22 protein-coding genes are annotated in these 25,956 nt (G+C 72.5%); 8 read left to right on the top strand and 14 right to left on the bottom strand.

Features of this window, described 5'->3' with window-relative positions:
- Positions 1–33: 33 nt before the first annotated feature.
- Together QIS99_RS13765 and QIS99_RS13760 are read right to left on the bottom strand one after the other, a co-directional pair.
- Positions 34–702: a DUF305 domain-containing protein gene (locus QIS99_RS13765; RefSeq protein WP_282513538.1), complete on the bottom strand. Its 669-nt coding sequence runs from the start codon at positions 700–702 to the stop codon at positions 34–36.
- Positions 699–1,403, bottom strand: a complete 705-nt coding sequence (locus tag QIS99_RS13760; RefSeq protein WP_282513537.1) for a DUF3105 domain-containing protein — start codon at positions 1,401–1,403, stop codon at positions 699–701. Before QIS99_RS13760 ends, QIS99_RS13765 begins: the two co-directional genes overlap by 4 nt.
- 184 nt (positions 1,404–1,587) lie before the next feature.
- Here QIS99_RS13760 and glnA point away from each other — a divergent pair, with 184 nt between their 5' ends.
- A complete protein-coding gene (glnA, locus tag QIS99_RS13755; protein ID WP_282513536.1) occupies positions 1,588–2,949 on the top strand; it encodes a type I glutamate--ammonia ligase in 1,362 nt (453 codons plus the stop codon).
- Positions 2,950–3,014: 65 nt separating this feature from the next.
- Here the strand turns inward: glnA and QIS99_RS13750 are convergent, their stop codons facing one another.
- Positions 3,015–3,437 carry a VOC family protein gene (locus QIS99_RS13750; RefSeq protein WP_282513535.1) on the bottom strand — a complete coding sequence of 141 codons (423 nt, stop codon included), beginning with the start codon at positions 3,435–3,437 and terminating at the stop codon, positions 3,015–3,017.
- Positions 3,438–3,483: 46 nt separating this feature from the next.
- Here QIS99_RS13750 and QIS99_RS13745 point away from each other — a divergent pair, with 46 nt between their 5' ends.
- From QIS99_RS13745 to QIS99_RS13735, 3 genes are read left to right on the top strand one after another with little or no spacing between them, the layout of a single operon-like run.
- Positions 3,484–3,687 (top strand): hypothetical protein, encoded by a 204-nt coding sequence (locus tag QIS99_RS13745; protein ID WP_282513534.1) that lies wholly within the window; start codon positions 3,484–3,486, stop codon positions 3,685–3,687.
- 5 nt (positions 3,688–3,692) lie between these two features.
- Complete coding sequence (locus tag QIS99_RS13740) at positions 3,693–4,109, top strand: type II toxin-antitoxin system VapC family toxin (RefSeq protein ID WP_282513533.1); 417 nt, start codon at positions 3,693–3,695, stop codon at positions 4,107–4,109.
- Positions 4,110–4,167: 58 nt separating this feature from the next.
- Positions 4,168–7,266 carry a bifunctional [glutamine synthetase] adenylyltransferase/[glutamine synthetase]-adenylyl-L-tyrosine phosphorylase gene (locus QIS99_RS13735; protein ID WP_282513532.1) on the top strand — a complete coding sequence of 1,033 codons (3,099 nt, stop codon included), beginning with the start codon at positions 4,168–4,170 and terminating at the stop codon, positions 7,264–7,266.
- A 41-nt stretch (positions 7,267–7,307) separates the two neighbouring features.
- Here the strand turns inward: QIS99_RS13735 and QIS99_RS13730 are convergent, their stop codons facing one another.
- The 7 genes from QIS99_RS13730 to QIS99_RS13700 form a co-directional block, all read right to left on the bottom strand.
- Complete coding sequence (locus QIS99_RS13730; RefSeq protein ID WP_282513531.1) at positions 7,308–8,261, bottom strand: phosphatase PAP2 family protein; 954 nt, start codon at positions 8,259–8,261, stop codon at positions 7,308–7,310.
- 118 nt (positions 8,262–8,379) lie between these two features.
- Entirely contained in the window at positions 8,380–9,417 is a 1,038-nt protein-coding gene (locus tag QIS99_RS13725; protein ID WP_282513530.1) for a LacI family DNA-binding transcriptional regulator, read from the bottom strand.
- A 187-nt stretch (positions 9,418–9,604) separates the two neighbouring features.
- Complete coding sequence (locus QIS99_RS13720; RefSeq protein WP_282513529.1) at positions 9,605–10,312, bottom strand: TetR/AcrR family transcriptional regulator; 708 nt, start codon at positions 10,310–10,312, stop codon at positions 9,605–9,607.
- A 149-nt stretch (positions 10,313–10,461) separates the two neighbouring features.
- On the bottom strand, positions 10,462–11,538 hold the full coding sequence (locus QIS99_RS13715; protein WP_282513528.1) for a PDR/VanB family oxidoreductase: 1,077 nt from the start codon (positions 11,536–11,538) through the stop codon (positions 10,462–10,464).
- Positions 11,539–11,579: 41 nt separating this feature from the next.
- Positions 11,580–12,506, bottom strand: a complete 927-nt coding sequence (locus QIS99_RS13710; RefSeq protein WP_282513527.1) for a metal-dependent hydrolase — start codon at positions 12,504–12,506, stop codon at positions 11,580–11,582.
- A gap of 97 nt (positions 12,507–12,603) precedes the next feature.
- Positions 12,604–14,565 (bottom strand): hypothetical protein, encoded by a 1,962-nt coding sequence (locus QIS99_RS13705; protein WP_282513526.1) that lies wholly within the window; start codon positions 14,563–14,565, stop codon positions 12,604–12,606.
- A gap of 334 nt (positions 14,566–14,899) precedes the next feature.
- Entirely contained in the window at positions 14,900–18,058 is a 3,159-nt protein-coding gene (locus QIS99_RS13700; protein WP_282513525.1) for an alpha-N-acetylglucosaminidase, read from the bottom strand.
- 114 nt (positions 18,059–18,172) lie between these two features.
- Between QIS99_RS13700 and QIS99_RS13695 the strand changes: the two genes are divergently transcribed.
- Positions 18,173–18,664, top strand: coding sequence for a hypothetical protein (locus QIS99_RS13695; protein WP_282513524.1), 492 nt, complete (start codon positions 18,173–18,175; stop codon positions 18,662–18,664).
- A gap of 26 nt (positions 18,665–18,690) precedes the next feature.
- Here QIS99_RS13695 and QIS99_RS13690 read toward each other — a convergent pair whose 3' ends face one another.
- From QIS99_RS13690 to glnII, 3 genes are all read right to left on the bottom strand, one after another.
- On the bottom strand, positions 18,691–20,217 hold the full coding sequence (locus QIS99_RS13690) for a DUF1996 domain-containing protein (RefSeq protein WP_282513523.1): 1,527 nt from the start codon (positions 20,215–20,217) through the stop codon (positions 18,691–18,693).
- Between the two features lie 60 nt (positions 20,218–20,277).
- Positions 20,278–21,270, bottom strand: coding sequence for an SDR family oxidoreductase (locus QIS99_RS13685; RefSeq protein ID WP_282513522.1), 993 nt, complete (start codon positions 21,268–21,270; stop codon positions 20,278–20,280).
- Between the two features lie 387 nt (positions 21,271–21,657).
- A complete protein-coding gene (glnII, locus tag QIS99_RS13680) occupies positions 21,658–22,689 on the bottom strand; it encodes a glutamine synthetase (protein ID WP_282513521.1) in 1,032 nt (343 codons plus the stop codon).
- A 227-nt stretch (positions 22,690–22,916) separates the two neighbouring features.
- Here glnII and QIS99_RS13675 point away from each other — a divergent pair, with 227 nt between their 5' ends.
- Entirely contained in the window at positions 22,917–23,867 is a 951-nt protein-coding gene (locus QIS99_RS13675; protein WP_282513520.1) for a Gfo/Idh/MocA family protein, read from the top strand.
- Between the two features lie 57 nt (positions 23,868–23,924).
- Here QIS99_RS13675 and QIS99_RS13670 read toward each other — a convergent pair whose 3' ends face one another.
- Entirely contained in the window at positions 23,925–24,293 is a 369-nt protein-coding gene (locus QIS99_RS13670; RefSeq protein WP_282513519.1) for an arsenate reductase family protein, read from the bottom strand.
- Between the two features lie 191 nt (positions 24,294–24,484).
- On the opposite strand from QIS99_RS13670, the gene QIS99_RS13665 reads away from it, so the two are divergent.
- Positions 24,485–24,778, top strand: coding sequence for a hypothetical protein (locus QIS99_RS13665; protein WP_408909552.1), 294 nt, complete (start codon positions 24,485–24,487; stop codon positions 24,776–24,778).
- Between the two features lie 180 nt (positions 24,779–24,958).
- Complete coding sequence (locus QIS99_RS13660; protein WP_282513517.1) at positions 24,959–25,942, top strand: fibronectin type III domain-containing protein; 984 nt, start codon at positions 24,959–24,961, stop codon at positions 25,940–25,942.
- Positions 25,943–25,956: the final 14 nt, after the last annotated feature.

The raw sequence follows: 25,956 nt of genomic DNA, 5'->3' as shown, positions 1-25,956 counted from the left end.
CACCGCATGCGCCGCCGAGCGCGGAGTCAAGCCTCAACCCGGCTTCGCGCCCCGCGCCTTGAGCAGGTCGGACATCAGCTTCAGTTCGGACTCCTGGGCCGCGACCATGCCCTCGGCCAGGTCGCGTTCCACGCCCGGGCGGCACCGGTCCACGCAGCCCTGGGCCATGTGCACGCCGCCCTTGTGATGCGCCGTCATCAGCTGCAGGAACAGCACTTCGGCCCGCTCGCCGTCGGCCTTCCTCAACTCGGCGAGCTCGGCCTTCGTCGCCATGCCCGGCATCAGCCGCCCGTCGTCCCCGGGGCCACCGCCGTGCCCGCCGTGCCCGCCCATCCCCATCCACGCCATCGGCGGCCCCGCCGACACCTTCGGCAGCCCCCACAGGTCCAGCCAGCCGAGCAGCATGCCCCGCTGGTTGGCCTGCGTGTTGGCGATGTCGTACGCGAGCCTGCGCACCTCCTCGTCGTCGGTGCGGTCCCGTACGACGAAGGACATCTCCACCGCCTGCTGGTGGTGCACCGCCATGTCCCGGGCGAAGCCCGCGTCCGCCGAGTCCGCGGCCGGGCGTTCGTGCGCGGCCGGAGCGGGCGGCAGCGGCGGGTCGTGCACCGTGCCGCCGCCCGCGAGCGCGGCCGTCACCCCGCCGCCCGCAGCGGCGAGCACCACCGCGGCGCACACCGCCGCCCACCCCGCACGCCTCACTGCGCGATCCCGCCCTGGCAGGCCGCACCCGGCTCCGGAGTCTGCTTGCCCTGCACGTACTTGGCGAAGAACGTGTTCACGCGCGGATCCTTCGCGCTGTCCACGGTGACCTGCTTGCCCCAGGCGCTCAGCATCAGCGCGCCCTTCTGCTCGTTCACCGGGCTCATCAGCGAGTACGGCGTCGCGCTGACCTTCGCCTCAAGGGCCTTCAGGTCGGCCGGCTTCGCCTTCTCGTTGTACGTCACCCAGACGGCGCCATGTTCGAGGGAGTGCACGGCGTGCTTGTCCGGGATCGGCTTCCCGTACACGTCCCCGTTGCAGTTCATCCAGATCTGGTCGTGGTCGCCGCCGACCGGAGGCGTCATCGGATAGCTGACCGGCTTCGTGACGTGGTCGCGTCCCAGCGTCTTCGCGTCCCAGGACCTCTCGCCCTCGATGGACTTCCCCGCGGCCTCCTTGCGGGCCTTGGCCTGCGCCTTCTGCTCGGCCGCGATCCGGGCCTCCTCCTTCTTCTGCTCGTCCCGCTCGCGGATGAACAGATACGAGCCGAACCCCACCAGGCCCGCGACGACGGCCGTGCTCGCCACGATCGCGATGGTCCGGTTGCGGCGCTCCCGCGCCCGCTCGGCCCGGCGCATGGCCTCTATCCGGGCCTTGCGGTCGCTCGAACTTCCCTGTCCGGAGGTCTTGCTGGAACCCATGAGTTGTCCTTCTGCGCAAAGGTATGGATGACGGGGTACGGCGGCCCGCCGATCGTAGTGGCCACCGGGATGTCGCAGGCCACAAGGGGCCCGTAATCTGGCGGAAACCCCTGGCCTCGATACTGAAGCCCCTACCGTGCCGGGGCGGTGGTGCACAGACCGTCTGAACTGCAAGGATGTAGCTATGGACAAGCAGCAGGAATTCGTGCTCCGCACCCTTGAGGAACGCGACATCCGCTTCGTACGCCTGTGGTTCACGGACGTCCTGGGCTTCCTCAAGTCCGTCGCGGTGGCACCGGCCGAGCTGGAGCAGGCCTTCGACGAGGGCATCGGCTTCGACGGCTCGGCGATCGAGGGCTTCGCCCGGGTCTACGAGTCGGACATGATCGCCAAGCCCGATCCGGCGACGTTCCAGATCCTCCCGTGGCGCGCCGAGGCCCCCGGCACCGCCCGGATGTTCTGCGACATCCTGATGCCGGACGGCTCCCCGTCGTACGCGGACCCCCGCTTCGTCCTGAAGCGCATCCTCGCCAAGACCTCGGACCTGGGCTTCACCTTCTACACCCACCCCGAGATCGAGTTCTTCCTGCTCAAGGACAAGCCGGTGGACGGCTCCCGACCCACCCCCGCCGACTCCTCCGGCTACTTCGACCACACCCCGCAGAACGTGGGCATGGACTTCCGCCGCCAGGCCATCACGATGCTCGAATCCATGGGCATCTCGGTCGAGTTCAGCCACCACGAGGGCGCCCCGGGCCAGCAGGAGATCGACCTGCGGTACGCGGACGCGCTCTCCACCGCCGACAACATCATGACGTTCCGCCTGGTCATGAAGCAGGTCGCCCTGGAGCAGGGCGTGCAGGCCACGTTCATGCCGAAACCGTTCTCCGAGCACCCGGGCAGCGGCATGCACACCCACCTGTCCCTGTTCGAGGGCGACCGGAACGCGTTCTACGAGTCCGGGGCCGAGTACCAGCTCTCCAAGGTCGGCCGCTCCTTCATCGCGGGCCTCCTCCGCCACGCCGCCGAGATCTCCGCGGTCACCAACCAGTGGGTCAACTCGTACAAGCGCATCTGGGGCGGCTCCGAGCGCACCGCGGGCGCGGGCGGCGAGGCTCCCTCGTACATCTGCTGGGGCCACAACAACCGCTCGGCCCTGATCCGCGTGCCCATGTACAAGCCCGGCAAGACCGGCTCGGCCCGCGTCGAGGTCCGCTCCCTCGACTCCGGCGCCAACCCCTACCTCGCGTACGCGGTCCTCCTCGCCGCCGGCCTCAAGGGCATCGAGGAGGGGTACGAACTCCCGCCCGGCGCCGACGACGACGTCTGGGCCCTGCGCGACGCGGAACGCCGCGCCCTCGGCATCGAGCCCCTGCCGCAGAACCTCGGCGAGGCGATCGCCCTGATGGAACGCTCGGAACTGGTCGCCGAGACCCTGGGCGAGCACGTGTACGACTTTTTCCTCAGGAACAAGAAGCAGGAGTGGGAGGAGTACCGCAGCGAGGTCACCGCCTTTGAACTGCGGAAGAACCTGCCGGTCCTGTAAGGGAGTCGGGCGGTACGGCGAAGGGCCCCGGGGCGTTGCTCCCCGGGCCCTTCGCCGTACCGCCCTCAGATCACCGACCGCAGCGGCTTCTCCGCCCGGACCCGGTACTCCTGGATGCCCCAGCCGTTGCCGTCCGGGTCCCTGAAGTGCATGAACGTGCCGCCGTCCTGCTCGCCGTAGGTCACCGGCTCGGTGACGTCCAGGCCGCGGCCCGTCAGTTCCTTGTGGGCCTGCGCGATGTCGGCGACGCACAGCTGCATGCCCTGGTACGAGCCGGGCGCGGGCGGCGGTGTGACGTTCACGCCCTCCAGGTTGTCGCTGATCGCGACGGAGCAGCCCGAGCCGGGCGGGGTCAGCTGGACGACGCGCACGCCCGGCATCACCTCGCCGTCGAAGTCCACGGTGAAGCCGACCTTGTCGCGGTAGAACTCCTTGGCGCGGTCCACGTCAGAGACGGGAAGTGTGATTACTTCGAGTGTGTAGTCCATATCGGAAACCATGCTCCTTGTCGGACGGCGCGGCTACTCTGAACGTATGACCACTCGGGAAGAACTGCACGCGCTGCTCGACCGCGTCCCGGACGATGATCTGCCCGTTCTCGCCGAGCGCCTGCGCGAGCTCGGGCTGTTGCGGACGGCTGCCACCGGTCCGAGGTCGCTCGGTATGGGGAACTCCGGGCACACGGACACCTCCGAGCGGGCGGACGAAATTCTGCGCGAATCGGGCTTCGGCGAGTGATCGTCATGGACACGGGCCCCTTGGTGGCCCTCACGGATCGTACGGACGCCCACCACACTGCGTGCCGCGACTGGTACGCCGACGTGAATCCGCGCAACCTTGCCGTGCCTGCTCCGGTGATCGCCGAAGCGTGCTACTTGATCGCGCTCCGCTGCGGAGCCGAGGTGGAGGCGACGTTCCTCGAGGATCTCGCCCACGGTTGGTACGGCACCGTCACCGCAATCATGCCGGAGGAACTGCTCAGGGCCTCCGAACTGGTGCGGCGGTACGCGGACTTCCCACTCGGCGGTACGGATGCCTGCGTCATGGCCGTCGCCGAGAGGCTGAAGACGGTGCGGGTGTGCACCGTGGACCGACGCCACTTCGCCACCGTACGTCCGCTCCATGCCCCGGCCTTCGAGCTGTACCCGCTCAAGCTGTAGCACTGCTGCCCCTGCGGCTAGGCTCGGCCCCGTACGATGATCACACGGGAGGCCGGACATGACCACGCCGGGGCGGAGAAGCAGTACATTCACGCGGCTGCTGCGGCACGGCTTCAACGACGCCTCCGCGGCCGGGCGGCTCCTCGACAGCCCGGAGCTGGCCTCCGTCCGCAACGACCCGGTGCTGCTCGACGCCCTCGGCGCCACCGCCGACCCGGACCTCGCGCTGCTCGGGCTCGTCCGGCTCGTCGAGGCGCAGCACCCCCATGACCCTGGTGCCCCCGAGACCCCCGACGAGCGGCATCTGCTGCTCGACACGCTGCTGTCCTCGAAGCCGCTGCGCGACCGGCTGCTCGGCGTGCTCGGCGCCTCCGAGGCCCTGGGTGACCACCTGGCCCGCCACCCCCGCGACTGGCAGGCCCTGGTGACGTACGAGGCGAGCGATCTGCACCCGGGCGTCGAGGAGTTCGAGCACGGTCTCGCCGAGGCCGTCGACCCCGTGACGCTGCGCGTGGCCTACCGGCGCTGTCTGCTGTCCATCGCCGCGCGCGACGTGTGCGGCACCACCGACGTGGCCGAGACCGCCGCCGAGCTCGCCGACCTGGCCACCGCGACCCTGCGGGCCGCCCTCGCCATCGCCCGTAGCGCGGCACCCGAGGACGCCGCGCTCTGCTCGCTCGCCGTGATCGCGATGGGGAAGTGCGGCGGGCACGAGCTGAACTACGTGTCCGACGTGGACGTCATCTTCGTGGCCGAGCCCACCGAACCCCCCGGCCACGCAGGCGCCGCCGACGCCGCCGACGAGTCCAAGGCCATGCAGGCCGCGACCCGGCTCGCCTCGCACATGATGCGGATCTGCTCCGAGACGACCGTCGAGGGCACCATCTGGCCCGTCGACGCCAACCTCCGCCCCGAGGGACGCAACGGCCCCCTCGTCCGCACCCTCTCCTCGCACCTCGCCTACTACCAACGCTGGGCCAAGACCTGGGAGTTCCAGGCACTCCTCAAGGCCCGCCCGGTCGCCGGCGACCCCGAGCTCGGCGAGGCGTACGTGGAGACCCTGGCCCCGCTGGTCTGGCAGGCCGCCGAGCGCGACAACTTCGTGCCCGACGTGCAGAAGATGCGCCGCCGCGTCGTCGACAACATCCCCGTCACCGAGATCGAGCGCGAGCTGAAACTCGGGCCCGGCGGCCTGCGGGACGTCGAATTCGCCGTGCAGCTCCTGCAGTTGGTGCACGGCAGGGCCGACGCCTCGCTGCGCAGCGGCACCACCCTCGACGCCCTCGCGGCCCTCGCCGCAGGCGGGTACGTGGGCCGCGCCGACGCCGCGCAACTGGACGCCGCGTACCGCTTCCTGCGCGCCATGGAGCACCGCATCCAGCTGTACCGGCTGCGCCGCACCCACCTCGTGCCCGAGGACGAGCGGGACCTGCGCCGCCTCGGCCGTTCCCTCGGCCTGCGCATCGAACCCGTCACCGAGCTGAACCGGGCCTGGCGGCGGCACGCGGCCGTGGTCCGCCGGCTGCACGAGAAGATCTTCTACCGGCCGCTCCTCGACGCCGTCGCCCAGCTCGCCCCCGGCGAGACCCGGCTCTCCGCCGACGCCGCCCGCGAACGCCTCGTCGCCCTCGGCTACGCCGACCCGGCCGCCGCCCTGCGCCACCTGGAGGCGCTGGCGTCGGGTGTGACGCGCAAGGCCGCCATCCAGCGCACCCTCCTCCCCGTACTCCTCGGCTGGTTCGCCGACTCCGCCGACCCGGACGCGGGCCTGCTCGGCTTCCGCAAGGTCTCCGACGCGCTCGGCAAAACCCCCTGGTACCTGCGGCTCCTGCGCGACGAGGGCGCCGCCGCCGAGAACCTCGCCCGCGTCCTGTCCGCCGGCCGGCTCGCCCCCGACCTGCTGCTCCGCGCCCCGGAGGCGGTCGCCCTGCTCGGCGACGCCCGCGGCCTCGAACCGCGCGGCCGGGACCACCTGGAGCAGGAGATCCTCGCCGCCGTCCGCCGGGCCGACGGCGCCGAGCAGGCCGTGGCCGCGGCCCGCGGGGTACGCCGCCGCGAGCTGTTCCGTACGGCCGCGGGGGACCTGATCGGCTCGTACGGGACGGAGGAGAGCCCCGCGTTCGAGGCAGTGCGCGAAGCGCTCCTGGCAGGGGCGGTGGCGGGAGACGGGCGGGCCGACCCCGGGGCCCTGGTGGACCGGGTCGGGAGCGCCGTCTCCGACCTCACCGCCGCCACCCTCGCCGGAACCCTCCGTGCCGTGGTCCGCGCGGGCTGGGGCGACGAGCTGCCCACCCGGTTCGCCGTCATCGGCATGGGCCGCTTCGGCGGGCACGAGCTGGGCTACGGCTCCGACGCCGACGTGCTGTTCGTGCACGAGCCGCGCGAGGGCGTCGACGACCAGGACGCCGCCAAGGCCGCGAACCAGGTGGTCGCCGAGATGCGCCGCCTCCTGCAGCTGCCCACGTCCGACCCGCCGCTGCTCATCGACACCGACCTGCGCCCGGAGGGCAAGAGCGGCCCGCTGGTGCGCACCCTCAAGTCGTACGCCGCGTACTACCAGCGCTGGTCGCACGTCTGGGAGAGCCAGGCGCTGCTGCGCGCCGAGCCCGTCGCGGGCGACGCGGACCTGGGGCAGCGGTTCGTCGAGCTGGTCGACCCGCTGCGCTACCCGGCCGAGGGCATCGGCGACGACGCGGTACGCGAGATCCGCCGCCTCAAGGCCCGCATGGAGGCCGAGCGGATGCCGCGCGGCGCCGACCCCACCCTCCACGCCAAGCTGGGCCGGGGCGGCCTCTCCGACGTCGAGTGGACGGTGCAGCTGATCCAGCTCAAGGAGGGCTGGGCCGAGCCGGGCCTCCGTACGACCCGCACCCGCGAGGCGCTGGCCGCCGCGCACGCCGCCGGGCTTGTGTCCACGGAGGACGCACAGGTCCTGGACGAGGCATGGGTCCTCGCGACCCGGGTACGGAACGCGGTGATGCTGGTCCGGGGGCGGGCCGGGGACACGTTCCCGTCGGACGGGCGTGAACTGGCGGCGGTGGGCCGGTATCTCGGGTACGAGGCGGGCACGGTCGGCGAGATGATCGACGACTACCGGCGGCTCACGCGGCGGGCCCGGCACGTGGTGGAGGAGCTGTTCTACGGGGCGGTGGGCTAGGGCCTGTCCGGCGCCTCAGCGCGCCGTCGGCTCGGGCATCGTCATCGCCCTGCGGGCTCGTCCTCAAGCTCCCCCAGCCTTCGGCCGGGAGGTGTCCCCAGACGGGCTGATTCCTGTGTCGCTGGTTCTCTGCGGGCCGGTGGGGGCTGGTCGCGCAGTTCCCCGCGCCCCTGATCGGGCGCCCGGTGCGGGGCCCTGCCGTACCAGAGGTGGGCGAGGGCGAGGGCCACGCAGAGGCAGAGGAGGCCGCCGACCGCGTCCAGCCAGAAGTGGTTGGCCGTGGCGATGATCACCACGAGCGTCGCCGGCGGGTACAGCACGGCAAGGACCTTGACCCACGGCACCCGGGCGAGCGTGAACACCGCGAGGCCACACCACAGCGACCAGCCGATGTGCATCGACGGCATCGCCGCGTACTGGTTCGTCATGTGCTTCAGGTCGCCGGACGCCATCGAACCCCACGTCTCGTGCACCAGGACCGTGTCCACGAAGCCGCCGCCCTCGAAGAGCCGCGGCGGGGCCAACGGGAAGAAGTAGAAGCCGATCAGGGCGAGTCCGGTGGTCACGAAGAGGACGGTGCGCATGGCCGCGTACCGCCCTGGATGCCTGCGGTACAGCCACACCAGGACCGCGATCGTCACGACGAAGTGCAGCGTCGCGTAGTAGTAGTTCATGCCGACGACGAGCCATGTCACCGAGTTCACGGCCTGGTTGACCGCCCGCTCGAAGGCGAGACCGATCGTCTGCTCGGCCTGCCACACCCAGTCGGCGTGCCGCATCGCCGCGTCCCGCTGCTCGGGAACGGCGTTGCGGACCAGGGAGTACAGCCAGTAACTCACCGCGATGAGGGCCAGCTCGTACCAGATCCGGGGGCGTCGCGGGGTGCGAAGCCGGCGCAGGAAGGTTCCCGCCGGACGGGCTCGGTCCTCCGCTCCGAGGGGTGAGGTTCCGGCCGCCGTCAGGCCTTCCCGTGTACTCACATGCGTCTCACCCATGGACAGAAAGTCTGCCAGATTTTCACCTTTGCCCGATCATCCCTCGGGTGGGTCCGGGGCGCATTTTCTACGCCCCAAGGACGATGCGCGGAAGGCCTCCGGCGGAGGAATCCCCGCCTCAACCCTTAGGGGGAGAAGCCTTGCGCGCAGAAGCAGTTGAACCGCGTACGACCAGTTCGGGCATGAACACGAACTCGCTGCGCGGGGCCGGGGTGCCGGCGATCTCTTCGAGCAGCGTGTTCACCGCGGCCTGGCCCATCGCCGGGACCGGCTTGCGGACCGTGGTCAGCGGCGGGTCGGTGAACGCGATCAGCGGGGAGTCGTCGAAGCCGACCACCGAGATGTCGTCCGGCACTTCGAGGCCGCGCTGCCGTGCCGCGCGGATGGCACCGAGAGCCATCATGTCGCTCGCGCACACCACCGCCGTGCAGCCCCGGTCCATCAGCGCCGCGGCCGCCGCCTGACCGCCCTCCAGGGTGAACAGCGAGTGCTGCACCAGCCGCTCGTGCACCGCGTCCTCGTCGAGGCCCAACTGCTCCCGTACGGCCCGTACAAAGCCCTCGATCTTCCGCTGGACCGGCACGAACCGCTTCGGGCCGAGCGCCAGGCCGATGTCGGTGTGCCCGAGGGAGACGAGATGCGTGACGGCCAGGCGCATCGCGGCCCGGTCGTCGGGGGAGATGAACGGGGCCCGCACCTTGTCCGAGAAGCCGTCGACCAGCACGAACGGCACGCCCTGGGCGCGCAGCTGCTCGTACCGGTCCATGTCGGCGCTGGTGTCGGCGTGCAGCCCGGAGACGAAGATGATGCCGGCGACGCCGCGGTCCACGAGCATCTCCGTCAGCTCGTCCTCCGTGGACCCGCCCGGCGTCTGGGTGGCGAGCACCGGCGTGTAACCCTGCCGGGTGAGGGCCTGCCCGATGACCTGCGCGAGGGCCGGGAAGATCGGGTTCTCCAGCTCCGGCGTGATCAGCCCGACCAGGCCCGCGCTGCGGCCGCGCAGCCGCACCGGCCGCTCGTAGCCGAGGACGTCGAGGGCGGCAAGCACGGACTGGCGGGTGGTCGCGGCTACCCCCGGCTTCCCGTTCAGCACCCTGCTGACCGTGGCCTCGCTGACCCCCGCCTGGGCTGCGATGTCGGCAAGCCTCGCGGTCATGGGACGCGACTGTACCGGGCGGACCCGGCGGTGCCTATCGGGTACCGGTGGCGTACGTGCCCCGCCAGGGGCGCGGGGCTGTCACCTGTGCGGCTCAGCCGCGGGGCGCGAGCGACCAGGGGCGGCCGGCACTCGGCGGCGCAACGGGTACGGGGCAGACCCAACACCGTCGGGTTCAAGGCGCAGCTCACGCAGAACCCTGCGGCAGCGGCGCCAGCGCGACAAGCCGCTCGACCAGTTCCGCGAACGGCCCGTCGGGCGGTTCCGAGGCGATGATGCCGCGCAGCACATCCCCCATCTCCTCGTCGTACGCCGCACTCACCGCAGCCAGCGCAGCGAAATCGTGGACCAGCTGCAGCTCCAGCTCCGCGCGCGGCACCCGGCGGCCGTCCAGCCACAGCAGCGCCGTGGACTCGGCGAGCGACACCCAGGAGCGCACGACGAGTTGGAGCCGGGCGGACGGCGCGCTGACGCCGAGGTGCGCGAGGATCTGCTCGTACGCGGCCTGCCGGACCGAGTCGATCAGGGCGTTGGTGGTGGACGAGCCGACCGCGGGGCCGCCGCGCATCAGGGCCGCGAAGCCCGGACCGTGCTCGTCGACGAAGTCGAAGAAGCGGCCCATCACCCGCAACAGGCGGGCGCCGAGCGGCCCTTCGCGCGGCTCCTCGAAGCGCGCGGCGAGGTCTTCCGCGGCCTTGCGCAGCGCCGCCTCGTACAGGCTGCGCTTGCCCGGGAAGTAGTGGTACACCAGCGGGCGGGAGATGCCCGCCGCGCCGGCTATCTCGTCGATGGAGACCTCGTCGGGGGAGCGGTGGCTGAACAGTTCGAGCGCCACAGCGATCAACTGCTGCCGCCGCTCCTCGACTCCCATCCTGCGGCGCACCCCGGTCGTCATACGAACACCCTAACGGCCGGGGGTACGGTCACCGCCAGGGGCCGGTCGCACCGATCAACGGCGTGCACCGGTCACAGGCTTGCACCGGTCACCGGCGTGCACCGGTCACCGGCGTGCACCGGTCCCCGGCGTGCCGCGTTCGCAGCGCCTCACAGGTCGAGGACCAGCTTCGCGCCGCGCGCGCGGGACACGCAGACCAGCATCGAGTCGCGCCGCTCCTCGTCCGTGAGCAGCTCGTCCCGGTGGTCCACCTCGCCCGCCACCACACGGAGTTGGCAGGTGCCGCAGAAGCCCTGCTCGCAGGAGTACGCCACGTCCGGCAGCTTCTTGCGGACCGCGGCGAGGACCGTCTCGTCGGCGGCGACCGCGACCGTGCCGCCGGTGCGGCGCAGTTCGACCTCGAAGGCCGTGCTGCCCGCGGTGGCCGCGGCGGGCGTGAACCGCTCCAGGTGCAGGGCGCTGCCGTGCGGCAGCGCCGCCGCCACCGCGTCCATCAGGCCCTCGGGTCCGCAGCAGTACACCGCCGCGGCCTGCGGCACCCCGTCGAACAGCGCGGCCGCGTCGGGCCGGCCGTCCTCGTCCTCGGCGAGCACCGTCACCCGGCCCCGGCCGCCGCGGCCGAGCCGCTCCACCTCGTCCAGGAACGGCATGGAGGCCCGCGAGCGCCCCGCGTACACCAGCTGCCACAGCGCCCCGGACGCCTCGGCCGCGCGCAGCATCGGCAGCACCGGCGTGATGCCGATGCCGCCGGCCACGAAGACGTACGCGTGCGACGGTTCGAGCGGGAAGCGGTTGCGCGGGCCGCGCACCTCCACCTCGGTGCCCTCGGCCAGCTTCTCGTGCACCTCGCGCGAGCCGCCGCGGCCGTCCTCGATCAGCCGGGTCGCCACGGTGTACGCGGTGCGGTCCGCGGGGTCGCCGCAGAGCGAGTACTGCCGGACCGCCCCGGACGGCAGCACCAGGTCCAGGTGCGCGCCCGGCTCCCAGGCCGGCAGCGGTCCCGCCGCCGCGTCGCGGGGCACCAGACGCAGCCGGACCACGCCGTCGGCGACTTCGGTGCGGTCCGCGACACGCAGGCGCTGGGCGCGCCCGCGCGGCCGGCCTGATACCGGGGTCTCCAGGGCGGGCATCGGCCACAGCGGTGCGGTCGCCATGCGGCTGCGCACGGCCTTCCGTACGAGCAGTGCGGCACCCGCGACGGCGACGACGGTGCGGATCTTGGGCATGTCAGGCGGCACCCTTCTGGGTCTTCGGCGCGGCGCACATCTCAGGCGGCGCCCTTCTCACGGGCCTCGGCGGCGAGGGCGGCGGGCGACGACGCCAGGTAGGCGACGGCCTGCTGCGTGGAGCCCTCGTGCGAGGGGTGGTAGGCGCGGTTCAGATACCGGGGGATGGAGCGCACCATCGCGCCCGCGGTCGGCAGCACGCCCTGCCGGCCCTTGGCGAAGAACTCCTTGAACGAGGCCTTGCCGTCGACGAGCGTCGGGTCGTTCTCCATGAAGAAGCGCGCCCCGCGCTGCCACAGGAACACCAGCGCGCTGAACGCGGTGGCCCAGGTGCGCACCCGGCGCGCGTACGAGCCGTCGACGTGCAGGAACAGGTCGAACGCGACCGAGCGGTGCTCGACCTCCTCGGCGCCGTGCCAGCGAAGCAGGTCCAGCATGGTCGGGTCGGCGCCCCGCCGGTCCAGCTCGTCCGCGTTCAGGACCCAGTCGCCCAGGAACGCGGTGTAGTGCTCGATCGCCGCGATCAGCGCGACCCGCTCCATCAGCCACCACTTGCGGGGCCTGCCGGGCGGCAGCGTCCGGTCGCCGAGCAGCTTCTCGAAGAACCAGTCGATCTGCGCGGTGTACGGGGTCGGGTCCAGGCCCTGCTCGCGCAGGTGCGGCAGAACCTCGTCGTGGGCCTGGGAGTGCATGGCCTCCTGCCCGATGAATCCGATCACGTCGGCGCGCAGCTGCTCGTCCTCGATGTACGGCAGGACCTGCTTGTAGACGTGCACGAACCAGCGCTCGCCCGCGGGCAGCAGGAGGTGCAGGACGTTGATGGTGTGCGTCGTGAACGGGTCGCCGGGCAGCCAGTGCAGCGGCGTCTCCTCCCAGGCGAAGGAGACCTTGCGTGCCTTCAGGGCCGTCCACTCCGAGGCGATGGGCTGCGGCGCCCGGTCCGACCGGGCCTGCGGCGTATTAGACATGGCGTCAATGTACTGACGGGTAAAGCCTACGGGTAGCCCTTGAACGCGGCTTTTTGGCGCGAGTTCCACCGCCACCGCAGCGCCGGCACCTCCGTCGCTACCGCAGCGCCGGCACCTTCTTGCCGTTCGCGAGGCGGCCCGTCAGCTGGGCCTGCGCGCCCTTGCGGGCGGGAGCCGCGAGAGTGTGGCCGCGGGCCGCGCCCTGCGCGCCGCCCGTCACCCGGATCGACGCCACGTCCTTGCTGCCCGCCGCGAGCACATGCCAGTGACCGGCGCGGGACTTCCACAGCACCCCGGCGAGCACCCGCGGATCGCGCGCCCCGCAGGCCGGCGAGTCCTGCGCCCGCGCCGCGATCGCCCCGGTCTCCTCACCCGGCGCCTGGAACTGGGCGAGCACCCTGCTGCCCGCACCCCGCCAGGTGTCGGCCCGCGTGCACACCCAGGTCGCCGTCCCGTTCCCCTCGGGCAGCCGCTGGGTCGCGTACGCCCAGGAGTTCACCGACCGCACCCCGTTCGACCGCACCGCCCCGAGCAGGCACGCCGTACGCGCCCAGGCGGCCCGCGCCGCCTCGCCTTCGACCTCATGCGGCGCCTGCGGGCGCCCGGAGGTGAGGCGGGCCGGGGTGAGCTCGCCGAGGTCGGTCACCAGGCGGGTGCCGCCGCCTTCCTCGCGCAGTTCGAGGGCGGCGACCTCCGCGCACCCGGAGGCACCGCGCGAGGCCGACGGTGCGACGGCCGGCAGCGGTCCCGTCACGCCGTCCGGCGCCCGCTCCAACTCCCGGGCAGGCGAACCCGGATCGCGCAGGTCACGGACGGCGACGGTACGCACCCACGGTGCCGTCAGATACCGCACCGCACCCTTGCCCCGGCTCACGACCACCGCCCCGGACCCGGCCTGCCCGGCGCCGTCGACCCGCGCGAAGTCCAGGGCCGCGCCGCCGCCCGCCCCGGACCGCGGCTCCGCGTACCGCACCAGGCGCAGGCCGTCGTACAGCACCACCACACGGGCCCGGCCGACCTCGCCCGCGTACAGCAGCTGCGCCGGTCCGGGCGGGGCGCCCGACGCGGTGCCGGGGGTCGCGGAGACCTGCACGGACGGGCCGGGCCGCGCCCACACGGCGAGGGCCCGGCCGAGGAGTTCGCGGTCGTCGGTGCGGGAGCCGCGGGCCGGCCACACGGAGAAGTCGGTGCGCGCCGAGCTCCGCCACTCCCCGTCCGCCGCCCGCGTCAACTTCCCCGGATCCAACGCCGCTTCGGCCGCCGGGTTGCGGGCGTGCGCGGGGGCCGCCGGGCCGCCGGGGGCCAGGCCGTCGCCGGGCAGGGCGAGCAGCGTGCCGCACACCAGGGCCGCGGCCGCGGCGGCGAGCGCGGCCCGGCCGTGCTGCCTGCGCCGCATCAGGTCCGGCGGCCTGGCCTGCAGCGAGCACGGGTCGAACTCGGAGGAGCCGAGCAGTTCGTACGAGGCGGCCACGCCGTCCGCCTCGGCGAGTGCGGCGTGCGGGTCCGCCACCCCGGCGCCCTCCAGGATCCTGCGCACCTCGGCGTCCGGCAGCCGCTCCAGGCCGCGCAGTACGTACGCGGCGCGCGCCGGGCCGCCGAGCGCCGACAGCTGCTGGTCGAGGGCGAGTTCATCGGCGCCGCCGGAGCGCGGGAACAGCCTCAGGCCCCACACCTGCGGCAGCAGCGGCGGCAGTTGGGCGCGCCGCGGCCAGGCCCGCCGCCGCAGCGGAACCCCCGCCTCCAGGGCGCTCCGCAGCACCCGCAGGCGCACGTATCCGTACCCCGGGTCGCAGCCCGGCCGACCCGCCCCGCGCTGTGCCGGGACCATGGCGCGCTCGACGGTCGTACGGCCGCGGGGCAGGGTGCGCTGGGTGAGCCAGTGCGCGGTCAGCACCCGCCGGTTGCGCCCGAGCGACGGCGGCAGCACGAGATAGCCGAGCCGCACGAGCCGCGGGTAGTGCTCGACGAGCGCGGCCTCGGCCTGCTCCACGTCCACGACGGGAGCGGGCTCGGGGCCGGCGGAGGGGGCGGTTCGAGTGGCGGCGTCCGAGGAACTCACGTTCAGCAGAACGAGCGAATCGTCGGATGGTCACCCGAAAGGCAGTCGCGTGAATTGGCGGCAGGGTGAGCGGAGTTGCTCCCGTCGGCCGAGTCTGCAGCCACCGGGTCTGCATCCACCGAGTCTGCATTCGCCGAGTCTGCATTCGCCGAGTCTGCATCCACCGAGCCTGCATCCACCGAGCCTGCATCCGTCGAGCCTGCCGCCACCGGGTCTGCACCCACCGAGCCTGCATCCCACCTGAGCCTGAACGGTCCCCCGAGCCTGCGCTCTTGCCCGAGCCTGCACCATTGCCCGAGCCTGCGCCTTTGCCCGAGCCTGATCCGTCACCCGGTCATGAACCACCCCCGATCCCGATCCCGAACCCGATCCCGAACCCGCTGAACTCCACCGTCCCCCGTGCCCCGCTGCCTCCGTGCGCCGCCGACATGAAGAGGCCCACGTCCTGGGTCGCCGCCGCGCCCGCGACCGGCACCTCGGCGACCGTCCGCCAGCTCGCCCCGTCGTCCGTCGAGCACGCGCCGCGGAACGTGTCCCCGGCCCGGCTCAGCCGCAGCAGTACCGGGGCCGCGACGCCGGTGATCCGCCGGTACGTGTCCACGGTGCCGTCACCGTTCGTGTCGTACGAGAGCACCACCCCGTTCGCCGGTGTCGCCGACAGGTTCACGAAACCCGGAGATCCGGGCGTGGCAAGGGAGTTGCGGGCGATGAGCCCCGCGCGTGCCCACGGGCCCGTGGCGTCCTGCGCGTCCACCCGGACCGTCACCGCGACCCCGTCCCGCAGCGCCCCCGCGCGGTACGCGGCGCCGAACTCGCTGGTCCCCTTCCACAGGTCCCGGCCGCCGCCGTTGACCGCGAACCGCCCGCCCGCCTGCCCGAACACGGCCCCGCTGTTGGTGTACGTCCGCCACACCTCGTCCAGCGGCCCCGCCACGTACAGGCTGTCCTCGACCACCGTCGTGACCCGGTCCTCGCCCTTCGGGCCGTACCGCACGGACAGTTCGTACGGCAGCGGTCTCAGCGGGCCGGTCAGCGGCTCGTCCGGGGCCTGGGCGCGCCAGAACACCTCGCCCTCGCCGGCCGCGGGCACGGACGGCAGGGACGTGCCGTCCTCCGGGGCGGCGTCGAGGCCGGTGAGGGCGAAGTCCACCCGGCCGGTGGCACGCAGCCCGTTGACGTTGGTGAAAACCGCCCGCACGCGCGCGTGCCCGCCGGGCGGGAACGCGGACGGCTCGGCGGAGACCGCGATCTCCCCCTGATAGGGGGCGCGCGCAAGGACATCGTGCGCCCGCTTCGCCGTGCGGTACGCGTCGTTCGGCGGCCGCAAAGGGTAGGCCTTCCGCTCCCGCGTCCACGGCTCCTCGATCGCGTACCAGTCGAACGTCTCCGGCTCCCGCCCGGCCGCGAGCGCGTCCTCCAGCGCGTCCAGGTAGGCCGTCCACTGCGGTAGGTGGAAGTCGCCGATCAGGCCGTGCCAGTCCCGGTTGGCGTAATTGGCGAGACGGCCGCCGTCCGCGGTGGCCCGGTCCGCCCAGGTGGTGATCAACACCCTGGCGGTGCGCTCCAGTTGGGCTTCCTCGGCCGGGGACGACGCCATCCGCCTGGCGTCGTCCAGCCAGGGTCCGAGCAGGAACGCCCGGTGGGATCCCGTGACGTCCTCGCTCAGCCGCATCAGCTTCAGCCAGAGCCGTGCCAGGGCCCGGAACGTCTCCCGGTCCTTCCTCCCGTACGCCGCCCGCAGCTGCGGCACCAACTGCCAGGAACGGTTGGCGAGCGCCTGCCGCGCCAGGTCGGTGAGGTCGTACCGGTACGCGTCCGAGCGGCGCAGCGACTCCCGCACCCCGAGCAGCGCCGCGAACGCCCCGTCGAAGCCGCCGGGCGGGAACGCGGGCGTGTGCGTCGCGTAGTACGTGCCGGAGTTGGCGCTCAGGCTCGGGCGCGCCGCGAAGATCGAGTCGTGCGGCCGACCGTCCTTGCTGGTGATCCGGTACGCGGTGTCGCGCAGTGCCGCCATCGCCTCGCGGGCCTGCCGGTCCGGCCTGTCCCCGGCGCCGTAGCGCAGATCGGCGTACGCGCGGAACCAGGCGGCGCGGTCCACCGGCTCCGTGCGCCAGGCGAGTTCCGTGAACAGTTCGAACGCCGCCGGGTCGCGTTCGGCGGCCTCCGGCATGTACGCGGTGCCCGCGAGCGTCGAGCCCGGCCGGTCCCGCCAGTCCGTGAACCGCTCCGTCCACATGTGGGTCTTCGCGCCGATGGTGGTGCGGCCGCCGAAGTTGGGGATGGTGCCGAACGCGTACGGCACGCCGCCCCAGTCCCGCTCCCGGTCGGTGACCGTCTCCAGGTCGGACAGGCCGTCCACGACGAGGAGCTGCTTCTCGTCCAGCGCGTCGATCACGTCGCGCCGGGGGTTGGCCTGCCAGCCGAGGATCGTCCAGAGTGCCCGGGGACGTGCGGTGCGCAGCGCCCGCTCCACGGCGCGCGCGGCCTCCGGAACCGGCACGTCCCCGGGGTCGCCGCCTTCGTGCAGCAGGTCCATCTTGAACAGGTCGACCTCGCCGAAGAGTTCGGCCTGGTGCCGGTAGAAAGCTGCCGCGACCTGGGCGAACACCTCGGTGCGCGGGTCGAGCCAGTCCGGCCTCCGCAGGCCGTTCCAGTCGCCCTGCGGGACGGTGCGGGCGCCCGGGTTGCGCTCGGCGAAGCCGTCGGGGACGGTCCCGAAGTATCCGGGCGCCACCGGTTCCATGCCGAGCGCACGCAGCCGGGCGGTGATCTTGCGCCCCAACCCGATGCGCCTGGCGATCAGTTCACGGCTGAGCGGGCCGCCGTACGTGCTCATGTTCTGCAGCAGCCACCACGGCTGGTGCGAAGGGGCGGGCAGCCAGGTGCGGGCCTCGCTGTCGGAGTAGCCGAAGTCCTGCAGAAGGCGGTGGTAGACGCCTTCCTGGCCTGCGGTGACGAGCACTTCGTTGCAGCCGTGCAGCGCCAGCACGTCGATCATGCGCTCCCAGCGGGGCCAGTCCGCGTACGGGGCGGTGTAGCCGTCGTGGGTGTCGTTGAAGACGAAGCGGTGCGGGACCGTCGCGGCCCGGTGGAGCGGCCGGTCCGGTCCGGGTAGCCGCTTCGGCAGGTCGAGTTGGCTGCCCGCCCAGGAGATATGGGCGCCGCACACATACTTCAGGTACCAGTGCACGCCGGTGAGGAGCGCAAGGCGCCCGGTGCCCGCGACGTCGATCCGCCCGGTGCGGCCGGTGACCCGGAACCGCTCGCCGGGGCCGTCCAGTCCGGTGAGGCGGAACTGGTCCGCGTGCTCGGGCAGCAGCCGGTTGAGCGCGGCGCGCACGGGATCCGTATCGAGGGCGGGGCCCTGTGCGGGCCGCCCCGGGGCGTGGGGCGGGACGGCGTGGGCCGGGTCGGTCGTGCTCGTGCCGAGGACGGTGCCGAGGCCGACGGCTCCGGCTGTCCCGATGACGCTGCGGCGGGACGGATCAGTCATGTGGTGCCCCCCTCTGTCGTCTGCTGCGGCGCACGCTAACCGGGCGGTCGGCGGCGCTCAACGGTGCTTACGGAGCTGGCGTGTTCGTGTCGGCGGATGGGACGGGAGAGGCGGATGAGGGGTCTCCTTGCAGTGGGCATGGCGGTGGGCGTGGCGGTGGTCGTGGCGGTGCTGGTGGCGGTGCTGGTGGCGGTGCTCGGGGTCGCGTCGTGTGGTTCCGGTCGGGGCGGGGGCGGAGGCGGGGGCGGGGTGGTCGTGACCGGCACGTCCGGCCTCGACCGGCTCGCGGCGGCAGCCGGCTGCGACCCCGTCGTCCGTACGGAGAGCCGTGATCTGCGCCAGGCCAACTGCCGAACGGATGAAGGCCGTTACGTCCTTACCGCGTTCCGTACCGACCGTGGCCAGCGGGAGTGGCTGGACGCCGCGAACGACTACGGCGGCAGCTATCTCGTCGGCCGCCGGTGGATCGCGGTCGGCGAGCGACGGCTGCTCGTGGAGCTGCGCGGCCGGCTCGGCGGGACCGTGGTGACCTCCTCGCACCACTCGGCCAGCAGCGGTGGTGGGGGGAAGCAGGAGGGACACCACCCGGGCCACGGCACGAACTGACCGCGCAGCGGTACGGGAGTCTTCGGTCATGTGCAGCGGTCGCCGCGGTTGATGCAGCGCACCATTCGGTTCATGAGCTCCTCGTCGAATACGTTGATGAAGTCGCCGTGGTCGGTGATCGGTTTGTGCAGTTGCTCGGGGAACGAGTCGACGGCGAAGTTCCGCTCCGGCGCGACGTCGTACACGATCCGCTGCACCAGCTGCGGCACGGCCCGGAACCCTTGCGGGCAGCGGCCCTGCTCGTCGGTGAAGGCCACGTGAGTGCGGTGGTTGGCGCTGTCGGTGTTCTGTCCGTCCCAGCAGCTCTGGAAGCGGAACGTCCGCACCACGTCGCTGCCGTCGGGGCACAGCGGGTACTTGTCCGCCAGTTGACGGTCCTCGAAGCCGGTGCAGCTCCAGGACGCGTTGGCGTTGGCGTCGCCGTTGGTGAAGGCCTTGGCGTCGCCGGTGATGATCCGCAGGAACCGCGGCATCGCGGTGACCTCGCCGACCGGGCTGCCCTCGAAGGTCAGGCTGACCTGGACCGGCGTCTGGATCTCCCCGACGTTCTGGTCGTTGCCGCCGCCGTCGGCCCCGGCGTCCTCCTCGTCCTGCCCGTTCTGCACGCGCAACACCGGCCAGTAGTACGTGGAGCGGTCGCCCTGGTTGCGGCAGCTGGTGGCGCCGTTCGCCAGGTCCTCGTCGTCGGCGAAGGCGTTGTTGGCCTGGTTGCCGACGTAATCGTGCATGTGGTGCGCACCGTTGCTCACCCCTGGGGCCACGATGACGTTGTCGGGGTTGCGGTTGCCGTTCTCGTTCGTGCCGCAGTCCGTCGTGAACGTGCCGCGGGACGCGTTCTGTTGCGCACGCGGGAGGTTCACGTTCGGCTCGACTGAGCGAATGTCGACGAAGTCGTCGGCGACGGGGCCGTTCCCGGCTTGACCGCCTTGGTTCCGGGCTGTGTCTGGGGCTGTGCCTGTGCCTGTGCCTGTGCCTGTGTCCGTGCCCGTGCCCGTGCCCGTGCCCATGTCTCTGTCCGTGTCAGTGTCAGGGTCTGGGTCTGGGTCTGGGTCTGTGTCCGTGTCTGGGTCTGGTTGGGGTTCGGGGTCCTGGTCGGTGGCGCGGAGCGTGCAGGGGGCCAGGCTGTCGAGGTTCTCGGGGGCGGCGCCGCCGTTCTCCTCGATGGCGCCGACGATGCCGCCGATCGACGCCCGGCGCTGCTGCTCCAGCGGTGGGAACAGTCCGGCGGGATCCTCGCCGGTCTGCTGCCGTTGCGCGAGCTGTGTGTACGCCTCGGTGATCTGGCTGTCGAGCGCGGCCAGTTGGGCGTCTACTTCCTGCCGTGCCGCCTGGGGCACCTCCCTGAGTTCGTCGCCCACGTCGGGGCAGTCGATGGTGGACATGACGGCGGCGGGCTGACCGGCTCCGGTGCCGGGCCCCTCACGGCCGCTGCTCTCGCCGGCCGAGGCGTAGACATTCACCACAGCCAGCCCGCCGCCGCCGAGTATCAGGGCCGTGGCGGCGGCGATCGCCCGGCCTGCCAGCGTCGATCGTTTTCGTGATGTGCGTCCCATGCGTTGACGTACGCAACAGCAGTCCGTGCCGTTCAACGGCGCCCCGTCGCACGGACCCGCTCACGCCATGCCGAGGACCTTCTTCTCCACCTCCGGTGCGAGTCCGAGCCGGGGCCGGTCGGCGCGCTGGGGTGCGGTGCCGCCTCTCGACCGAAGCCACTCCCAGGTGTCCCGCACGGTCTCGGCAGCCGGTCTGCACCGCAACCCCGCGGCCAGGGACTTCGACACGTCCGCGCCGTGCAGCGCGCCGTGCATGTCGCTGTCCGGCGGCACCCATATCGGCAGCTGCGTCCAGGGCTCGATGCCCGCCTCGGCGATCACCTCGGGAGCGGTCCAGCGCAGCTCGGCGTCGCTGCCGGTGACCTGCACGCAGGCGTCGAGGAGTTCGCCGGTCGTGGTGTGGCCGGGCGGCGCGAGCACGTTGTACGGGCCGCCCCGTTCCGCGGCCGCCGCGTCGAGGGTCCACTCCGCGAGGTCCCGTACGTCGATGAACTGGAGCGGCAGTTCGCGCGGGCCGGGTGCGAGGACGGGGCCGCCGCGCGCGATCCGGCCCAGCCACCAGGGCAGCCGCCCCACGTTCTCGTACGGCCCGATGATGAGTCCGGCCCGCACGAGCAGGGAGCGGTCCGTGCCGAATGACTCCAGGACGGCCAGCTCGCCGCCGCGTTTGTCCTGGGCGTACTCCGTCTGGTCCGCGTCGGCCGCCCCGTCGTTGAGGGGGGCGCTCTCGGTGAAGCCGGCCGGGGGTGCCCAGGCGTAGACCGAGCCGCTCGACACGTACACGTATCTCCCGGCCCGCTCGGCGAGGAGCCGCGCGCTGTCCCGCACGACGCGGGGCGCCGCCGACCAGGTGTCGACCACGATGTCCCACGCGCCGTCGGCCAGTGCCGCCAGGCCGTCGGGCGCCGTGCGGTCGCCGTGCAGGGCGCGGACGCCGGGCGGGGGTGCGTGCCGGCCGCGGTGCAGCACCGTCACGTCCCAGCCGCGGGCGAGCGCCGACTCGGCCACGGCCCGGCCGACGAATTCCGTGCCGCCGAGAATCAGAAGTTTCATGCCTTCGAGCTTGCCCGCCGGACGGCCGCGACGGAACACCGCTCTGCTGTCAGAAGATCCGCGAAGTCGTCGGCGGAACCGGGAACGATCCGGGGCGTCGGCACATTGTGCGCGGAGCAGCGCCGCCGGGCAGTGCAGTGCAGTGGCAGTGCAGTGGCGCCTCGCGCGCGGAGGCAGTGTCGTGGGCGTCAGCCCGGCGGTGTGAAGCCGGTGGTGCAGGTCAGACTTGAGCCAACGCCCTTGCAGGCGGCGGCACTTGAGGCGACTCTCACTGCAGAACGCCCGCACGCGCGGCAGCGGCCGACGGCGGACGACGAAGTGGACCGGCACACACGCGGTGCCCCCGCCGGACGTCCGGCGGGGGCACCCTCACGGTGAACGGTTCGGTCAGACCTGGCCGGCCTTCTCCAGGGCGCTGCAGCAGGTGTCGACGATCAGGCGCGTCACGACGTACGGGTCGACGTTCGCGTTCGGGCGGCGGTCCTCGATGTAGCCCTTGCCGTCCTGCTCGACCTGCCACGGGATGCGGACCGAGGCGCCGCGGTCCGAGACGCCGTAGCTGTACTCGTTCCAGGGGGCGGTCTCGTGCAGGCCGGTCAGGCGGTCGTCGATGCCCGCGCCGTAGTTCTTGACGTGGTCCATCGGCTTGGAGCCCTCACCGAGGGACTCGCAGGCGGTGATGATCGCGTCGTAGCCCTCGCGCATGGCCTTGGTGGAGAAGTTGGTGTGCGCGCCGGCGCCGTTCCAGTCGCCCTTGACCGGCTTCGGGTCGAGGGTCGCGGAGATGTCGAAGTCCTCGGCGGTGCGGTAGAGCAGCCAACGGGCCACCCACAGCTGGTCGGAGACCTCCAGCGGCGACAGCGGGCCGACCTGGAACTCCCACTGGCCGGGCATGACCTCGGCGTTGATGCCGGAGATGCCGAGGCCCGCCTTGAGGCAGTTCTCCAGGTGCTCCTCGACGACGTCACGGCCGAAGATCTCGTCCGAGCCGACACCGCAGTAGTAGCCGCCCTGCGCCGCTGGGAAGCCGCCCTCGGGGAAGCCGAGGGGACGCGCGCCCTTGAAGAACGTGTATTCCTGCTCGATGCCGAAGATCGACTCCTGGCCCGCGAACTTCTCGGCGACCTCGCGGAGCGGGGCGCGGGTGTTGGAGACGTGCGGCGTCATGTCCGTGTTGAGGACCTCGCACAGGACGAGGATGTCGTCGCCGCCGCGGATCGGGTCCGGGCAGGTGAAGACCGGCTTGAGGACGCGGTCGGAGGCGTGGCCCTCGGCCTGGTTGGTGCTGGAACCGTCGAAGCCCCAGATCGGCAGCTCGGCCAGGCCGGCCGGCGCACCGGTCATGATCTTCGTCTTGGAGCGCAGCTTCGCGGTCGGCTGGGTGCCGTCGATCCAGATGTATTCGGCCTTGAAGGTCACGGGGCGCCATCCTTTGCGGGCTGTGCGTGCGATGCGGGTGAATCGCGCATGCGGGTGGGTCGCGGCGGTGCTGTCGCGCTGTACCCGCAGCCTGGCAACCCGCGATTTCCCGTCCGTTGCCCGTCTGTGAACCCCGTGTAACGCCGCCGGCTCCTGGTGGCCGGTGGTCAGGCGCGTCGTGTACCCGGTTGACGTCCACGGTTGCGGTACACGGTTGACTGGGCCGCATGGCGACACCACAGATGACCCCCGAGACTCCTGCGGCACCGTTGCGCGTCGGCCTGTTCGGTACGGGACCGTGGGCCGCGCGTGTGCACGGTCCGGCGCTCGCCGCGCACCCCGAGGTGGAGCTCACCGGGGTGTGGGGGCGCAGGCCCGAGGCGGCCGGAGCGCTCGCGAAAGAGCTCTCCACGCGCGCGTACGCGGACAAGGAGCTCTCCACGCGCGCGTACGCGGATGCGGACGCCCTGATCGCCGACGTCGATGTGGCCGCGTTCGCGCTGCCGCCGGACGTGCAGGCGGAGATCGCCGCACGCGCGGCGCGGGCCGGGCGCCATCTGCTGCTCGACAAGCCGGTGGCGACAAAAACCCGCACCGCGCGTGCGCTGGCCGACGCGGCGGCCGGTGTCGCCTCGGTCGTCTTCTTCACGCTGCGCTTCTCGGCGGCGAGCGCCCCCTGGCTCGCCGAACAGGCCGCCGTGGACGACTGGTTCACGGCAAGCGCGCAGTGGCTCGGCAGCATCCACGCGCCGGATGCGAAGAGCCCGTACGCCGCGTCGCCCTGGCGCCGCGAGAAGGGCGCGCTGTGGGACGTGGGGCCGCACGCCCTGTCGCTGCTGCTGCCCGCGCTCGGCGACGTGACGTCCGTGACGGCGGCGGCGCGCGGCCCCCTCGACACCGTGCACCTGCTGCTGGGGCACGCCTCGGGCGCCTCGTCGGTGGCCACGCTGAGCCTGACGGCGCCGGAGCAGGCGGGCGGCGTGACGGTCGAGCTGCGCGGCGCGTCCGGCGTCGCGACGCTCCCCGAGGTGTGGGGCGACGGGCCGCTCGACGCTTACGCGCGTGCCGTCGATGCCCTCCTGACCGCGGCCCGCACGGGCGTCCCGCACGCCTGTGACGTGCGGTTCGGGCTGCGCGTGACGGAGATTCTGGCCGAGGCGGAGGCCCTGCTCGGGTAGCGCCGGGCGGAACCGAGGGACGCTGCCAGCGGCTCAGCGGCTCAGCGGCTCAGCGGCTCAGCGGCTCAGCGCGTCCCGTACCGCCTCGTCCGTGCGGGCCACCACGGCCGTGCCGTCGTCCGCCGTGATGATCGGGCGCTGGATCAGCTTCGGGTGCGCGGCGAGCGCGGCGATCCAGCGGTCGCGGGCGGCGGCCTCGCGCGGCCACTCCTCGCGGTCCTTGAGGTTCAGCTCCTTCGCGGCCGCCTCCTGGGTGCGGGTGATCTCCCACGGTTCGAGGCCGAGCCGGTCCAGTACGGCGCGGATCTCGTCCTCGCCGGGCACGTCCTCCAGGTAGCGGCGCACCGTGTACGACGCGCCTTCCTCGTCGAGCAGCCGCACCGCGCTGCGGCACTTCGAGCAGGCCGGGTTGATCCAGATCTCCATGCCGCAAGCGTAAGCCAGCACTCCGCTACGAGGAGGCCGGACCGGGCCTCGGTCCGGGCCGCGGCGCGAGCCTCAACGCCCGTGCGGCCAGCGGCGATTGTCAGTGGTGGGCCATAGAATTGAAGCAGTGTTCGAGACGGGTTGGGCACGGCCGCGGCAGCGGTGTGTCCCACCCCCGACCACCCAGGAGGATGTTCATGGCCGCTGTCCTGTCCGCTGTCCCGAAGCCCTTGCCGATCGACCTTCCGTACATGCCGCTGCTGAAGCAGCCGCTCCCCGCGGGCCGCCCGCGGGAGTGGTACATCATGCACAACCGCCGCCTGAAGGCCATGCGTCTCGCGATCGCCCTGCTCGACTCGGGCGTGCTCCGCGCCGAGCAGGCGAACAACCGCAAGATACGCAGCACGGCCGAACTCGTCGGTGTGCACCCACCGTCGGACATCACCTGCCACATGGTCCGCGCGCTGATGCGCTACAGCCGCTGAGGCGTGGTCCACGGCGGGGTGCGGGGCGGTGGACTGCCGCCGCCCCGCACCCCCGCGGGAGGCGTCAACCGCCGCTCGCGTACGCCCTCTTGAAGTGCACCCGACCCTGTGGCGAACATGTCCAGACCAATGCCGTCGGGTCCGGTGCGCGCCGCGCGCCGTCGAACGGAAGGCCGCACCGTGCGACGCACCCAGCTCCTCGTCCCCGCAGCCCTGGCCGCAGTCCTCGGCGCCGCCCTGACCGGCTGCGCCACCGACACCAGGGCCGCGGAACCGGACCTCGTCGCACCGCGCGGCCTCACCGCCCAGGCGTCCAGCGCCACTTCGGTCCACGTCATGTGGAACAAGGCGGCCACGGGAGACGTCACGGCGTACGAGATCTACCGAGGCAGGACCCGCGTCAGGACCGTCCCCGCCGATCGCCTCATGGTCGACGTCACGGGCCTGAAACCCGCCGCCACCTACACGTTCACCGTCCGCGCCAAGGGCGACGACGGCACCGCCTCACCCCCGAGCCGCGCCGTCACCGTCACCACCCGCTCCCACACCGCCACCGACCACGAACCACCCACCGCCCCCACCCGCCTGCGCGCCCGCGCCTCCGGCCCCCGCGCCGCCACCGTGTCCTGGCGCGCGGCCACCGACAACGAGGAGGTCACCTCGTACGACATCTACCAGCGCGGCTCGAAGATCCACACTGTCGACGGGGACTCGACCACCGCCCTGGTCACGGGACTTCGCCCCGGCACCGACTACACCTTCACCGTCAAGGCCAGGGACGCCGCCGACAACAGCTCCCGCGCGGGCGACCCCGTCGGCGTCACCACGGCCGAGAGACCCGACGGCGCCGAGGACACCTCGAAGGACACCGCACCCACCGGGTTCCGCGTCACCACGCACACCGACGACGGCGCCCACCACCTCGACCTGTCCTGGACCCCGCCCGACACCGGGGGAGACGTCAGCGAGTACCAGATCCACCTCAACGGCAGACCCGCCACCACCCTGATGTGGGGCGCGAAGGCACCCGAAGGCCGGGCCGAGCACAGCTTCTTCATCGGCCGCGAGGACGGGCGCACGTACCGTGTGAAACTGCGCGCCAAGCTGCCCGACGGGAACTGGGGAGCCTTCTCCGAGGAGCGCACGGTGACTACCGGGCAGTAGCCTCGGCCTGCCGG

Origin of the sequence: Streptomyces solicavernae (assembly GCF_029968095.1) — a bacterium.
Taxonomy (GTDB): domain Bacteria; phylum Actinomycetota; class Actinomycetes; order Streptomycetales; family Streptomycetaceae; genus Streptomyces; species Streptomyces solicavernae.
The sequence above is the reverse complement of the archived record's forward strand: the minus strand, read 5'-3'. Positions and strand labels throughout refer to the sequence as shown.